The following is a 13295-nucleotide window of genomic DNA, read 5'->3' as shown; positions in this document are numbered from 1 at the left end:
ACTGTTTCACCCGTTCTCCAGCCTGTCCAGAACCTCTCCGGCAAGCGCGCGGGTCACGGGTCGGCCCAAGGCCAGCGCACGCCCGTCCAGTGCCGCCACCAGCGCCCTTGCTGCCCCGATGGACCGGGGCATCCGGCTGATCAGATAGGGGATCAGGTTTGGTGGCACGGCCACTTGCCGATCGGCGAAAAGTTTGATGAGGACGACGGAAAGCAGGCCGTCATCAGGCGCTTCCAGCCGGGCCACGGATGCTGCCTGCACCCGGCTTTGCAGATCAGCCAGTTGCAGGCCCCAATCGCGGGGCGGGGTGGGGGCGGTCAGCAACAGCGCGCCCCCGGTCGTCACCACGTTGTGCAGATGAAAGAGCGCAGATTCAGCCTTGCCGATCAGATGGGCATCCTCAACCGCGACAGGTCTTCCCGCCAGCGCCGCGATGTCGACTTCGCCCAACGCCTCGGCCGAAAGGATCACCGCGCCGGAAAGTTCCGCCCAGACATTGGCCAGATGGGTTTTGCCCGCGCCCTCTGGCCCGATCAGCAAAAGTTTGGCGCCGGGCCAGTCCTGCCAGCTCTCGACCGCCTGCAAGGCCCGTGCATTCGACGGGGCCACAAAGAAATCCGCCCGGGTCAGCGCCTCGTTGCCCGGCAGGTCAAAGGCAAGTTGCCGGGTCACAGCGATGCTCCGCCCCCGTCGCTGCCAGTCTTGCGGCTTCGTTTCCGCGGTGAGGGTGCCTGTGCCACAGGTTCGGGCGCTGCGTCGGCCACCGCCGAGGTGCCACGATAAAGCAGGCTGGCGCGATACTGTTCCACGCCAAAGCGCGTCAGCACCCCGATGGCTGCCGCCACCGGCACGGCAATCAGCATGCCGACAAAGCCGAAGACCGACCCGAAGGCAGACAGCGCGAACAGCAGCCAGACCGGGTGCAGCCCAACCGATTTGCCCACCAGTTTCGGGGTCAGGATGTTGCCCTCGATGAACTGGCCGGCGGCAAAGATGGCGGCGATGATCCCGATCTGCACCCAGTCACCCCAGAACTGGAACAATGCCAGCCCCACCGCCAGCACCCCCCCGATGATCGAGCCGATATAGGGAATGAAGGTAATCGCCCCGGCGATAGCGCCGACGACAAGGCCGAATTGCAGCCCCGCCACCATCAGTGCGGCGGCATAGAATGTCCCCAGTGCCAGGCAGACCGACACTTGCCCGCGCACGAAACCGGCCAGAACGGCATCAATTTCGCGTCCAAGGCGGCGGATGGTTGGCGCGTGGTCCAAAGGCAGCATTGCGTCGATGCGGGCAACCATCTTGTCCCAGTCCAGCAAGAGGTAGAAGGCCACCACCGGCACGACGACGATGAATACGATGGCCGAAATCACCCCAAGGGCTGAAGACAGGACGCCATTGGCCAACTCTCCGCCCCGCGCCTGAATCGCGGCGGCGATCTCGGCAAGGGTTTGCCGGATGGTCGAAGTGGAGTCCGCCAGATCGGGGAAGCGTTCCAGCAAGAACCCCTGCAAACGTTTGGAAATGTCAGGGGCCGCGTTGATCAGCGCAGTCAACTGATTGATCAGTGTCGGGATTACCGCCAGCACCAGAAGGATGATCAACACCAGTGCGACCAGCGAAATCAGCGTAGTGGAGGCGACCCGGCTTAGCCCCAGACGCTCCAGCCTGTCGGCCACGGGGTCAAGGAAATAGGCGATGGCACCGCCGACGATAAAGGGCAACAGCACATTGCCCAGAAACCAGAGCAGCAGCAGAAACACCACGGCAGCGATGCTCCAGTAACGGATCTGGTCACGGTTCGGCAGGGCCATGGTGCTTTCCACTGGTTACCCCCGTGATATCGCCCTTGCAGCGCCCTGACGCAAGGGGAGGCGGCGTCGGCGTGCCGTCGCCACTCGAATTGCCTTGTGACAAGGTGACGGTTGCATCTGGCGGCTGGTCTGGTTTGTTCAGGCAAGGACAGGGAATGGGCATCTGGACCAGACAAGGCGCCAAAAGACGTGCATGGGGTGGCAGCAAAATGGTAGTCAACTGTGCCGGTTCCTTCTGGGCCTGTCCCTGTGGCCCGGCTGCCGAACAAGAACAGGACAACCCACGCAAATGACCGTTTCCCGGCGTATCAATGGCCTGCAAGGCTCTGCGCGCAAGCAGACCGCCGCGCTGTCGGCGTTCTTGCTGGTCCAGACCCTTGGGACGGTGTTCTTCATCGGGGATGTGATCGGTGACCTGCGCGAGGATCCGACCTCGATCCACTTCTTGTTCGAGGCGACGGTGACTGTTGCCCTTGTCCTTGGCATCGTGTTCGGCGCGTTCGCGCTTCGGCGGACGATCGTGCTTTTGCACAGCCAGGAGGCGGCGCTGGATGTTGCCCGGGGGGCCTTGTCCGATGTGATCGCCCGGCAGTTTCAGGCATGGGCGCTGACCCCGGCGGAACGCGACGTGGCTTTCCTTGCGCTGAAAGGCCTTGATGTGGCCGAGATTGCCGAACTCCGCGGGGCCGCACCGGGAACCGTCCGCGCCCAGCTTACCCATATCTATGCCAAGGCCGGCGTGTCAGGCCGCGCCCAGTTTGCCGCCTTCTTTGTCGAGGATCTGCTGGGGCAGGGTGTCACGCCCGCAGCGTGAACCCTTGCGCGATGTGGTTGCGCACAAACCAGATCATCGCCAGTCCCGGCACCAGTGACAGCACGGTCATCGCCATGACCAGCCCCATATCGGTCTGAAACCCGAAAAGTGCGTTGATCGCCATCGTGATCGGTTTTCCCGCCGTTACCGTCAGGATGCGGGCAAAGACCACTTCGACCCATGAGAAGATAAAGCAGAAGAAGGCCGCCACCCCGATCCCCGGCGCAATGGCCGGGATCAGGTGGCGAAAGAAGAACCCTGTCCGGGAATGGCCGTCCAGAAAGGCCGTTTCGTCAAATTCGGGTGGGACGGCGCTGATGAAGCTGGACAGGATCCAGATCGCCACCGGCAGGTTGAACAGGCAGTGGACCAGCGCGATCCCGACCGGAGAATTCACCAGCCCGATCTGCGCGAACAGGATGAAGACCGGCAAGGACAGCACCACTGGCGGCGTCACCCGGAAGGCGATGATCAAAAGCAGGAAATGCCGGTCGCCCAGAAAGCGATAGCGCGCCAGCGCGTAGGCCGCAGGCAACCCCGCCACAAGGCAAAGCGCCACGTTCAACAGCACATAGACCGCCGAATTCAGCATCGAGGCCCGCAGTTCCGGCGTGGCCATCAGGTTGCGGTAATTGACCAGCCCGATGGTCCCCTCGACCACACCGGGATGTGGCATCGTCGCGGTGAAGCTGACCATCACCGTCTGGGCAAACGGCAACAGGATGAACCCCGCCAGCGCCAGCAACCCCGCAACCCGGACCAGCGTTCTGATCACCCCTGCACCTCACGCCGCCGGGTCACCACGACAAAGGCCCAGACCACGCTGAGAACGATCAGGAAATAGAGGCTCGCCCGCGCCGCCGACTGGCCGTAGGAAAATCCCTTGATCTCTTCCCCCAGCTCGATCGACAGAAAGCGCGTCGCGTCATTCGGGCCGCCTGCGTTGATGGCGAAAGCCTCGGTGTAGATCATGAAGCTGTCGACAAAGCGCAAAAGGAACACGATGGTCAGCGCCCCCGCGATCCGCGGCAGTTCGATATGGCGAAAGACCGCAACCCGCGAGGCCCCGTCAATCGCCGCCGCCTGCCGGTAGGCCGGTGGAATGGCCGACAATCCGGCATAAGACAGGATCACCACCAGCCCCAGCCAGTGCCATGTGTCCATCGCAAGGATCAGCGCCCAAGTGTGGATCGCGGTGAACTTCCAGTCAAAGCCCACCGCCGCCAGCCCCGGCCCCAACAGGCCGCTTTCGGGGTTGATCAGCCCCAGCCACATCATCGGGATCATGTTCCACGGCACCACCAAAGGCAGCGCGCAAAGCATCAGCACCCAGATCGCCCGCTTGCCCAAGGGCAGGATCATCAGCGCAATCAAGATCCCCAGCGGCACCTGTATGCCCAAGGCCAGCGTGGAAAACAGCAGGCTGCGGCCAAGCGAGGCCCAGAACCGCCCGGACCCAAGGATATCGTCATACCACTCCACCCCCACCCAATGCACGTCCTGCAAGGTAAAGATGTCGTGCAAGCCGTAATTGAAGACGGCCAGAAGCGGCAAGGCCCCGACCACGCCGAGGAGCAGCAGGGCAGGCAGAAGCAGAAACCACGCGCGGTTGTCAAAGGGTTGCATAGTGCCGCAGCCGACAGGCAAGCGCCAAGACTGTCAAGCCCGCGCTTCACTTGCCCTTGACCCCTGCCAGCGGATAGGTTCCCCGAACCAGCACAAGGGAACGCCGGCGACCAACCACCTGCACTACGGCGACAACCTTGCCGTGCTGCGCGACAGCATCGCGTCGGAAAGCGTGGACCTCGTCTATCTCGACCCGCCCTTCAACTCGAACGCCAGTTACAATGTGTTGTTCAAGGCCCCGGACGGCGCGTCCTCCGCCGCGCAGATCGAGGCGTTTGACGACACCTGGCATTGGAACGACAGCGCCGAGGCCGCCTTCACCGACGTCCTCCGCTCCGGCAACGGGGCCGCCGCCGAGATGCTGCGCGCCATGCGCGGCTTTCTGGGTGAGAATGACATGATGGCCTACCTCGCCATGATGGCCGTGCGGCTGTTGGAGCTGCACCGGGTGCTGAAACCCACCGGCAGCCTCTACCTGCACTGCGACCCGACGGCGAGCCACTACCTGAAGATCTTGTTGGATGCGGTGTTTGGAGCGGTCAATTTCCGCAATGAGATTATTTGGCAGCGCATGACCGGAAAGTCGCTCATGAAGCGCCGCTTGCCAACAAATCACGACGTTCTCTTGGTGTATCAAAAGACCGATGCCGCGACGTGGAACGATAGCGCGATTTATATCCCCTACGATATGGATAACTTGCCCGCAAAAACGCGGTCCAAGTATTCGCATAAAGACCCAGACGGTCGCCTCTATCAATTGGATAATTTGATCAATCCAAACTCCAACAGACCGAATTTGACATACGAATTCCTTGGAGTAACAAGAGTTTGGCGTTGGACGCGGGAACGAATGCAAGCCGCGTATGATGCTGGACTGGTCGTTCAGTCCGCGCCCGGCATGGTTCCAAGACAAAAGCGTTACATCGACGAGCAAGAGGGAATCGCATTATCTGACGTCTGGACCGACATACCGCCCCTTAACTCCCAAGCCCAGGAACGCCTCGGATACCCCACCCAAAAGCCCGTCGCCCTCCTCGAACGCATCCTTAGCGCCTCTTCCAACCCCGGCGATGTGGTGCTTGATCCGTTCTGCGGCTGCGGCACCACCGTTCATGCGGCGGAAAAACTCGGGCGGAGTTGGATCGGCATCGACGTCACCCACCTTGCCATCGGCCTGATCGAAAAGCGTCTGCGCTCCGCCTTTCCCGGCGTCCAGTTCCTGACCCATGGCGTTCCGAATGACCTTGCCGGGGCAAAAGACCTTGCCGCGCGGGGCAAGTATCACGAGTTTGAAAAATGGGCGCTCTCGCTCATCGACGCGCAGCCCGGCAACCTTGGCAAGAAGGGCGCGGATCGCGGTCTGGACGGGCGGCTTTACTACGGCAAGACCGGCCACGGCGTTGTCAGCGTCAAGGCGGGCGAAAATGTCGGCGTCAGCATGATCCGCGACCTCAAGGGCGTGATCGAACGCGAAAAGGCCGGGATCGGCGTGTTCCTCACCCTGACCGAACCGACAAAACCCATGGTGACCGAGGCGGCATCGGCAGGCCTGCACGAAGAACCCGGCTTCGCCCCCGTCCCCCGCCTCCAGATCGTGACCATCGAACAGGCCATGGCCTTGCGCGAACGTGCCGTCCAGCTGCCCGCCCGCCGCGAGGACACCTTCAAGCGTGCCGCGCGTGAGGAAGACACCTCTCGCCAGCGCGCCCTTGATCTTTAGGTCGTCGCGCGGGGGCCAGGTCGCTTGGTTGGCCGCTCGGCTGGCCGCGCCCATGCCCGCCCGCTCCTGCCTTGCCTGCCCGCGCCCGACCGGGTAGGAAACGCTGGACCGCCTGGCCCGCGACCGTTGAGCAACCGACCCCTTACCCATAGGCATCCCCATGCGTCTGTCCCGCTACTTCCTGCCCGTCCTCAAGGAAAACCCTGCCGAGGCGCAGATCGTGTCCCACCGCTACATGCTGCGGGCCGGGATGATCAAGCAGCAGGCGGCGGGGATCTATTCCTGGCTGCCGCTGGGGTTTCGCGTGCTGAAGCGGATCGAAGAGATCGTGCATCAGGAACAGATCCGCGCCGGGCATATCCCCTTGCTGATGCCCACCCTTCAGCCCGCCGACCTGTGGCGCGAGTCCGGCCGCTATGACGATTACGGGCAGGAAATGCTGCGGATCAAGGATCGGCAGGACAGGGACATGCTTTACGGTCCGACGAACGAAGAGATGATCACCGACATCTTCCGGGCGCATGTGAACAGCTACAAGGACTTGCCGCTGACGCTTTACCACATCCAGTGGAAGTTCCGCGACGAGATGCGGCCCCGGTTCGGCGTGATGCGCGGGCGCGAATTCCTGATGAAGGACGGCTACAACTTCGACGTCGACCGCGACGCGGCGCTGCATGCCTACAACCGCCACATGGTCAGCTATCTGCGCACCTATGAACGCATGGGCCTGACCGCGATCCCGATGCGCGCAGCCTCTGGCCCGATCGGCGGCGACAATACGCATGAATTCCTCGTGCTGGCCCAGACCGGCGAAAGCGAGGTCTTCTATGATGACCGGGTGACCGGGCTGAAACTTGGCGAACGCGACATCGACTATGACAACCGCGCCGAGGTTGCGAAGGTCTGCGAAGAGTTCACCACCCTTTACGCCCGCACCGATGAAACCCACGACCCTGCCGTCTTCGATCAGGTGCCAGAGGCGCATCGCAAGGTTGGCCGGGGCATCGAGGTCGGGCAGATCTTCTATTTCGGCACCAAGTATTCCGAATCCATGGGGGCCGAGGTCACCACGGCGGATGGCGGCAAGGTGCCGGTCGAGATGGGTAGCCATGGGATCGGCGTTTCCCGCCTTCTGGGCGCGATCATCGAGGCAAGCCACGATGACAAGGGCATCATCTGGCCGGAAGGCGTGACGCCGTTCCCGGTCGGGATCGTGAACCTCAAGCAAGGTGATGCCGCCGCCGATGCGGCCTGCGCGGGCCTTGAAAAGGCGCTTCTGGCCAAGGGCCTGGAACCGCTTTACGACGACCGCGACGAACGCGCCGGGGCCAAGTTCGCGACGATGGACCTGATCGGTCTGCCGTGGCGGATCACTGTCGGCCCGCGCGGTCTGGAAAAGGGCATCGTGGAACTGACCTCGCGCCGGACTGGTGTCAGCGAGGAGTTGTCGACCGAAGCCGCAGTTGACCGGATCGCCCAGATCTACGCCGCGCACCGGTAGGGGTCTTGCCGGGCCAGGTTCGCGCAATCCGGGTTGGGGCTCACAGGTCCGGGGCTATTACCCAGCGTCACATCGCAGGTCTTTGACTTGACGTGGCCGCCGATGGGGCCATGCTTTCAGGGGCCTGTAGCCGCAAAGCTGGACCCGATGACCCTGCCTGCCGACCATTCCCGCATGTTCAAGCGCGATCTGTCGCTGCACGAGCTTCTTGCCGACGGGATCGTGCATGCCCTTGCGCTTCTGGCCGGGTTGATCGCCTTTCCGCTTTTGCTGTTTCACGCGCTGCAAACCGCAGGGATCGGGACATTCGCGGCGCTGGCGGTCTACGCGGCCGGGTTCTTTCTGATGTGGGGCTTTTCGCTGGCCTACAACATGACGCCGCCCGGTGCCTTGAAGTGGCTTTTGCGCCGGTTTGATCATTCGATGATCTATGTGATGATCGCGGGAACCTACACCGCCATCATCCCGCATCTGGAAAGCGTTGGCTGGGCCTTGGCTCTGAGCGGCGTGGTCTGGACCGGGGCGGCGCTTGGGATCACCGTCAAGGTGGTCTTGCCGGGGCGCTATGACAGGCTGTCGATCCTTGCCTATATCCTGCTGGGCTGGGTCGGGGTCATCGCCGTTGGTCCGGTCACGGCGGCCTTGCCTGCGATGTCCTTGTGGCTTCTGGTGGCGGGTGGTCTGACCTATGTGACAGGGGTCGGTTTCTACATCTGGGAACGTTTGCAGTTCCAGAACGCAATCTGGCATCTGTTTGTCGCGGTGGCGGCGGGCCTGCATTTTGCGGCCGTCGCGGTTGCGCTGGCCTGAACTGGGGCGAGGGTCGGGGGGAACCCCGACCTACGACATTACCACTACGATGTTTCCGGGCTTGTGAAAGCTTTCGGCAATCGCATGGGCCTCGGACAGCTTTTCAAACGGCAGGACGGGTCCAAGGACAGGCGTGTATCCCCCCGCCTGATGCAGGGCCAGAAGACGCTGCATCGCGGGCAGGTCATCCCGGTTGGTGCCAGTCAGTACCCGCCGCCCGTCTCGGTGCGGGCGGATGGCCGAGCCAAGCATCTGCGCCAGATCGGCCGTGATCAGCACCAGCCGTCCGCCGGGGGCAAGCAGGGACCGTGCGCCCTGCCAGCCAAGCGAGCCCATCACGTCGACGATCACATCGAAAGGGCCGGGGGGCGGACCCTTGCGATAGTCCGTGACCTCAACGGCGCCAAGGCTTCGGGCAAGAGGGTGGTTGGCAGGCGAAGCGGTTGCACTGACCGTCGCGCCAAGGTGGCAGCCGATCTGGACCGCGGCGCTGCCAACGGCCCCGGTCGCGCCTGCGACCAGAAGGCGTTCACCGGGGGCAAGGTGGGCGCGGTCGATCAGGAATTCGGCTGCGGTCAAACCGCCAAAGAAAAACGCCGCCCCGGACTCGAATGTCAAAGTCTCCGGCAAGGGCAGAATTGTGCCATTTGCCTTCATGACCAGATATTCACGATGCGCGCCGCCCTTGAAGCCCGTCAGGCCAAAGACCGGCTGGCCGGGGGAGAAGGCAGTGACGCCAGGTCCGATGCCTGCCACCTCGCCCGCAAACGCGATGCCGGGGGCCACCCGCGGGCGGCGCAGGCCGATGGCAAGGCGCAGCAGCAGACCAACGCCACGCGGAACCCGACCTGAACGCAGCCGCGCATCCCCTGCGGTGACGGGTGCAGCGCGGACGCGGACCACCACCTCTCCCATGCCGGGGCTGGGGGTCGGGGCTTCGGTGATGGCTATGGTTTCAGGGCCACCATAGGCGGTGTAGCTTGCGATTTTCATGACAGGCTCCTGGTTCAGTCGTCGTGAAAGGTGAAAACCTCGTCCAGCGGCACGCCGAAGGCGCGCGCGATGCGGAAGGCGAGGTCAAGGGTCGGAAAGTATTTGCCGTTCTCGATGGCAAGGATTGTCTGGCGGGTCACCCCAACCCGGTCGGCAAGGTCTTTCTGGGTCATCTCTCCGGCGTCGAAGCGCAGCCGGCGGATCCGGTTTTCGATGCGGGCCATGTCAGGCACCACGCCGGTAAAGGACCAGCTTTGCCGCGTCCCTGAACGCCTCGGACAGGATGCACAGGGCAAGGACCATGTTCATCGCATTGAAGGCGGTGTCACCGAAAGCAAGGCTGACGATGACGCCGAGAAGCCCGAAGGACAGAAGATACCAGGCCCAGGTCAGCGCGCGGCGGTCGATGTCGCGGTCGCGCTCGTCGCGGCGGTCGTCAGGTTTCTCTCCGGTCAGGATGCCGTAGAGAATGGCGAAGAGGATGGTCACGACGATGGCGATGGCAATTGACCAGCCGATAAGGATCAAGACCGACCGCGCCCAGAGCTGCAAGGCATCCGGCCCATCGAAGACACCCGCAGCCATCTGGCCGGACAACCGCCACAGGAAAAGGCCGATCACGATCAGGCTTGTGAGCAGGCCCGCAAGAGCTTCGCGTTCTCCATAAGACATATTGGCCTCCATTCTTGTCGGCTTGGTATGTTGGAGCGGACACGGAGTCAAGAATACTTTACACTATGTCGAGTATTACAGACCTTGGCATGCCGATTGACCGTTGGGCCGGGCGGTCCTAGCGTGCAAACGAAGCGGAGGACAGACATGGCAAAGGCACTGATCACCTGGGGCGGATGGGACGGGCATGAGCCGGACAAGGTGGCGGCCCTGTTTGCGGGCTGGCTGGGCGAGGCGGGGTTTCAGGTGACCGTGACTGACACGCTGACCTGTTTCGACGATCCGGCCGCGCTGGCGGACCTGTCGCTGATCGTGCCGGTCTGGACCATGAGCCAGATCGGCAAGGAACAGGCCCTGAACGCCTGCGCGGCCGTCGCGTCGGGCGTGGGCCTGGCGGGGTGCCACGGCGGCATGTGCGACGCCTTCCGCGAGAATGTGGACTGGCAGTTCATGACCGGCGCGCAATGGGTCGCCCATCCCGGCAATGACGGGGTGGATTACGGGGTGCGGATTGTGTCGGATGACCCGCTTGTGGCGGGGGTGGGCGATTTCGCGGTGCAGACCGAGCAGTATTACCTGCACGTTGATCCGGTGGTGCGTGTCCATGCGGTTTGCGATTTTCCGGTGGTGGACGGACCGCATGCGGCGAACGGACCGGTGGCGATGCCGGTGGTGTTCACGAAATTCTGGGGGCAGGGGTGCGTCTATTACAACGCGCTTGGGCATCAAGCGACTGTGATCGACCACGGGCCGGCGGCGGAACTGATGCGGCGCGGGCTTTTGTGGGCGGCGCGGTAAAGGGTACATAGCCGCGCTGCGGCCTTGATGTCCGGAAGGCCTTTCCGGCCGGGGATGGTCCTTGCGCCCGGCCGGGCAAAGAGGCGCGCGCCGCGGACGGGCTTCCTTGACCTTTCGGCGCGGGCGGGTCAGGTTCGCGCCAGCAAGAACAACAAGAATGACAAGGCGCAGATGGCAGGCAGGACAGCACCCTTTTCGGCCTTTGAATGGATGATCGCCTGGCGCTATTTGCGCGCGCGGCGGGCCGAAGGCGGGGTCAGCATCATGACCTGGATCAGCCTGATCGGGATCACGCTGGCGGTCTTTGCGCTGATCCTGACGCTGGCGGTGCGCGCCGGGTTCCGGGCGGAATTCGTGGATACGATCCTTGGCGCGAACGCGCATGTCACCGTCTATTCGGCGGGTGAGGTCGGTGCAGATGGCCAGTTCGTGCGCGGCTTCACGGCGGCGGATGCGATGGCCTCCGCGCTTCTGGAGGTGCCGGGCGTCACCCGCGCCGCCCCCCTGATTCGGGGCAAGCTGATGGTGACGGACGGCGAACGCACCACCGGGGCCGAGGTTTACGGGTTGTCGCCCGAGGCACTGGCCTCGATCCCCCGGGTTGGGGCTGGCGCGGATGCGATCGGCGATCTTGCACGTTTCGAAGAAGGTATCGCGCTGGGCTCTGGCGTGGCGCGCGAACTGGGCGTGACGGTGGGCGACCGGGTGCGGCTGATCGCGCCGGGCGGGGTGAAGACGGCGATGGGCTCCAGCCCTCGGGTCAAGGCCTATGAGGTGGTCTACATCTTCACCGCCGGGCGCTATGACATCGATACTACCCGCATCTACATGCCCTTCATCGAGGCGCAGAGCTATTTCAACAAGGAGGGCCTGGCCGACGAAATCGAGGTCATGGTCGAAAACCCCGATGCGATCGAGGGGTATGCCCTGCCGATCCTGAACGCGGCCGGGCCTTCGGCGATGCTGTGGACGTGGAAGGACAGTTCCGGCGCCTTCCTGCGCGCCCTCGACATCGAGGATAACGTGATGTTCGTGATCCTGTCGGTCCTCGTGCTGATCGCGGCGATGAACATCGTTTCCGGCCTGATCATGCTGGTCAAGAACAAGGGCCGCGATATCGGCATCTTGCGGACCATGGGCCTGACCGAAGGCTCGGTCCTGCGGGTGTTCTTCATCTGCGGCGCGTTTACCGGGGTTTTGGGAACCATTGCTGGGGTGGCCTTGGGCTGCCTGACCGCGCTGAACATCGACGCGATCATGAGCGGGATCAACTGGCTGAACGGCTCGCAGGTCTGGGATCCTTCGATCCGGGGGATCTATTCTCTGCCCGCCCAGTTGCAGCTGCGCGATGTGATGTCGGCGGTGGGGCTGTCGCTGGGGCTGTCTTTCGTGGTCACGATCTTTCCGGCCCGGCGCGCGGCGCGGATGAACCCGGTGGAGGCGCTTCGCTATGAGTGAGGCCATGCTGACGCTGGAGGGGATCACCAAGGGTTACAACCGGGGCAAGCCGTCCGAGGTGATTGTGCTGCGCGGCGCCACGGTCACCGTGGGCCGGGGTGAGGTGGTGGCGCTGGTGGCCCCGTCGGGGGCCGGGAAATCCACGCTTTTGCACATTGCGGGGCTTCTGGATGTGGCCGACGAGGGGACCGTCAAGCTGGGTGGGCGCGAGATGAGCGGCCTTTCCGATCGCGCCCGGACCGAGGCGCGCCGGGCCGAAGTTGGCTTCATCTACCAGTTTCATCACCTCTTGCCGGAATTCAGCGCGCTGGAGAACATCGTCATCCCGCAACTGGCCAACGGCATTCCGAAAGCCGAGGCTGAAATCCGGGCGCGGGATCTGCTGGGCAAGGTTGGTGTGGCAGCGCGGGCGGACCACCGGCCTGCCGCGCTGTCGGGCGGCGAACAGCAAAGGGTGGCCTTTTGCCGTGCCTTGGCCAACGGTCCCGGGCTGCTGCTTGCCGATGAGCCGACCGGAAACCTTGACCCGGCAACCTCGGATCAGGTTTTCGGCGTGTTGATGGCCCTGGTGCGCGAAACGGGGCTTTCAGCCTTGATCGCCACGCATAACATGGAACTTGCGGCGCGGATGGACCGCGTTGTCCGTCTGGCGCAGGGACGGGTTGTCGAATGATCGGGAGGAAACGGCCATGATACGACTTGGATGGATGCTGCTGCCGCTGGCACTTGCGGCCTGCATGCCAGAGGATCAGCCGACTGGTGCCGAAGATTTCGCAACCTACTGCGCGGCCTGCCATGGCAGTTCCGGCAAGGGTGACGGGCCGGGGGCTGCGGGGCTGGACCAGCGTCCGGTGGACCTGACGCAGCTTTCGGCGCGCGACGGCGGTGAATTTCCGGGAACGCGGGTCATGGCCAAGATCTGGGGCTATACCGGGCGCGACAGCGCGTCGGCAATGCCGCAATTCGGGCCGTTGTTGCAGGGCGAACTCGTTCCCTATGATGGTGGAGACGGGATCGCCACGCCAACCCCGGTGCGGCTGGTGCAATTGGCTGAATATGTCCGGCTGTTGCAAGGGAAGTGATCTT

At 63.6% G+C, this 13295-nt stretch carries 15 protein-coding genes; 8 read left to right on the top strand and 7 right to left on the bottom strand.

What is annotated here, in order from left to right:
- Positions 1–6: 6 nt before the first annotated feature.
- The gene (locus QUV21_RS09535; RefSeq protein WP_300854514.1) at positions 7–672 is read right to left on the bottom strand and encodes a chromosomal replication initiator DnaA; all 666 of its coding nucleotides are present in this window, start codon (positions 670–672) and stop codon (positions 7–9) included.
- Positions 669–1817 carry an AI-2E family transporter gene (locus QUV21_RS09530; RefSeq protein ID WP_300854513.1) on the bottom strand — a complete coding sequence of 383 codons (1149 nt, stop codon included), beginning with the start codon at positions 1815–1817 and terminating at the stop codon, positions 669–671. Before QUV21_RS09530 ends, QUV21_RS09535 begins: the two co-directional genes overlap by 4 nt.
- A 289-nt stretch (positions 1818–2106) precedes the next feature.
- On the opposite strand from QUV21_RS09530, the gene QUV21_RS09525 reads away from it, so the two are divergent.
- Positions 2107–2631 (top strand): helix-turn-helix transcriptional regulator, encoded by a 525-nt coding sequence (locus QUV21_RS09525; RefSeq protein WP_300854512.1) that lies wholly within the window; start codon positions 2107–2109, stop codon positions 2629–2631.
- On the opposite strand, the gene QUV21_RS09520 is transcribed toward QUV21_RS09525, so the two are convergent.
- Both QUV21_RS09520 and QUV21_RS09515 read right to left on the bottom strand, forming a co-directional pair.
- Entirely contained in the window at positions 2615–3406 is a 792-nt protein-coding gene (locus QUV21_RS09520; protein WP_300854511.1) for a carbohydrate ABC transporter permease, read from the bottom strand. The genes QUV21_RS09525 and QUV21_RS09520 overlap by 17 nt on opposite strands.
- Positions 3403–4257, bottom strand: coding sequence for a sugar ABC transporter permease (locus tag QUV21_RS09515; protein WP_300854510.1), 855 nt, complete (start codon positions 4255–4257; stop codon positions 3403–3405). The genes QUV21_RS09520 and QUV21_RS09515 overlap by 4 nt, the downstream gene beginning before the upstream one ends.
- Before the next feature lie 142 nt (positions 4258–4399).
- Between QUV21_RS09515 and QUV21_RS09510 the strand changes: the two genes are divergently transcribed.
- The 3 genes from QUV21_RS09510 (at position 4400) to QUV21_RS09500 (ending at position 8288) form a co-directional block, all read left to right on the top strand.
- Entirely contained in the window at positions 4400–5977 is a 1578-nt protein-coding gene (locus tag QUV21_RS09510) for a DNA methyltransferase (protein ID WP_300854508.1), read from the top strand.
- A gap of 160 nt (positions 5978–6137) precedes the next feature.
- Complete coding sequence (gene proS, locus QUV21_RS09505; RefSeq protein ID WP_300854507.1) at positions 6138–7478, top strand: proline--tRNA ligase; 1341 nt, start codon at positions 6138–6140, stop codon at positions 7476–7478.
- 87 nt (positions 7479–7565) lie between these two features.
- Complete coding sequence (locus QUV21_RS09500; protein ID WP_300854506.1) at positions 7566–8288, top strand: hemolysin III family protein; 723 nt, start codon at positions 7566–7568, stop codon at positions 8286–8288.
- A 30-nt stretch (positions 8289–8318) separates the two neighbouring features.
- Here the strand turns inward: QUV21_RS09500 and QUV21_RS09495 are convergent, their stop codons facing one another.
- Genes QUV21_RS09495 through QUV21_RS09485 form a run of 3 tightly spaced genes read right to left on the bottom strand, consistent with a single transcriptional unit; the run spans position 8319 to position 9953 of the window.
- Complete coding sequence (locus QUV21_RS09495) at positions 8319–9281, bottom strand: NAD(P)-dependent alcohol dehydrogenase (protein ID WP_300854505.1); 963 nt, start codon at positions 9279–9281, stop codon at positions 8319–8321.
- Between the two features lie 14 nt (positions 9282–9295).
- A complete protein-coding gene (locus tag QUV21_RS09490) occupies positions 9296–9505 on the bottom strand; it encodes a helix-turn-helix transcriptional regulator (protein ID WP_300854504.1) in 210 nt (69 codons plus the stop codon).
- A 1-nt stretch (position 9506) separates the two neighbouring features.
- Complete coding sequence (locus tag QUV21_RS09485; RefSeq protein WP_300854502.1) at positions 9507–9953, bottom strand: hypothetical protein; 447 nt, start codon at positions 9951–9953, stop codon at positions 9507–9509.
- Positions 9954–10100: 147 nt separating this feature from the next.
- On the opposite strand from QUV21_RS09485, the gene QUV21_RS09480 reads away from it, so the two are divergent.
- The 4 genes from QUV21_RS09480 to QUV21_RS09465 all read left to right on the top strand — a co-directional run bounded on the left by QUV21_RS09480 (position 10101) and on the right by QUV21_RS09465 (position 13291).
- Positions 10101–10751 (top strand): ThuA domain-containing protein, encoded by a 651-nt coding sequence (locus QUV21_RS09480; protein ID WP_300854501.1) that lies wholly within the window; start codon positions 10101–10103, stop codon positions 10749–10751.
- A 171-nt stretch (positions 10752–10922) separates the two neighbouring features.
- Positions 10923–12209: a lipoprotein-releasing ABC transporter permease subunit gene (locus QUV21_RS09475; protein ID WP_300854898.1), complete on the top strand. Its 1287-nt coding sequence runs from the start codon at positions 10923–10925 to the stop codon at positions 12207–12209.
- Positions 12202–12882 (top strand): ABC transporter ATP-binding protein, encoded by a 681-nt coding sequence (locus QUV21_RS09470; RefSeq protein WP_300854500.1) that lies wholly within the window; start codon positions 12202–12204, stop codon positions 12880–12882. Before QUV21_RS09475 ends, QUV21_RS09470 begins: the two co-directional genes overlap by 8 nt.
- A gap of 16 nt (positions 12883–12898) precedes the next feature.
- Positions 12899–13291, top strand: a complete 393-nt coding sequence (locus tag QUV21_RS09465; protein WP_300854497.1) for a c-type cytochrome — start codon at positions 12899–12901, stop codon at positions 13289–13291.
- The last annotated feature ends 4 nt before the right edge of the window (positions 13292–13295 follow it).

The sequence above is a fragment of the Tabrizicola sp. genome, from assembly GCF_030373185.1.
Lineage (GTDB): Bacteria > Pseudomonadota > Alphaproteobacteria > Rhodobacterales > Rhodobacteraceae > Tabrizicola.
The sequence above is the reverse complement of the archived record's forward strand: the minus strand, read 5'-3'. Positions and strand labels throughout refer to the sequence as shown.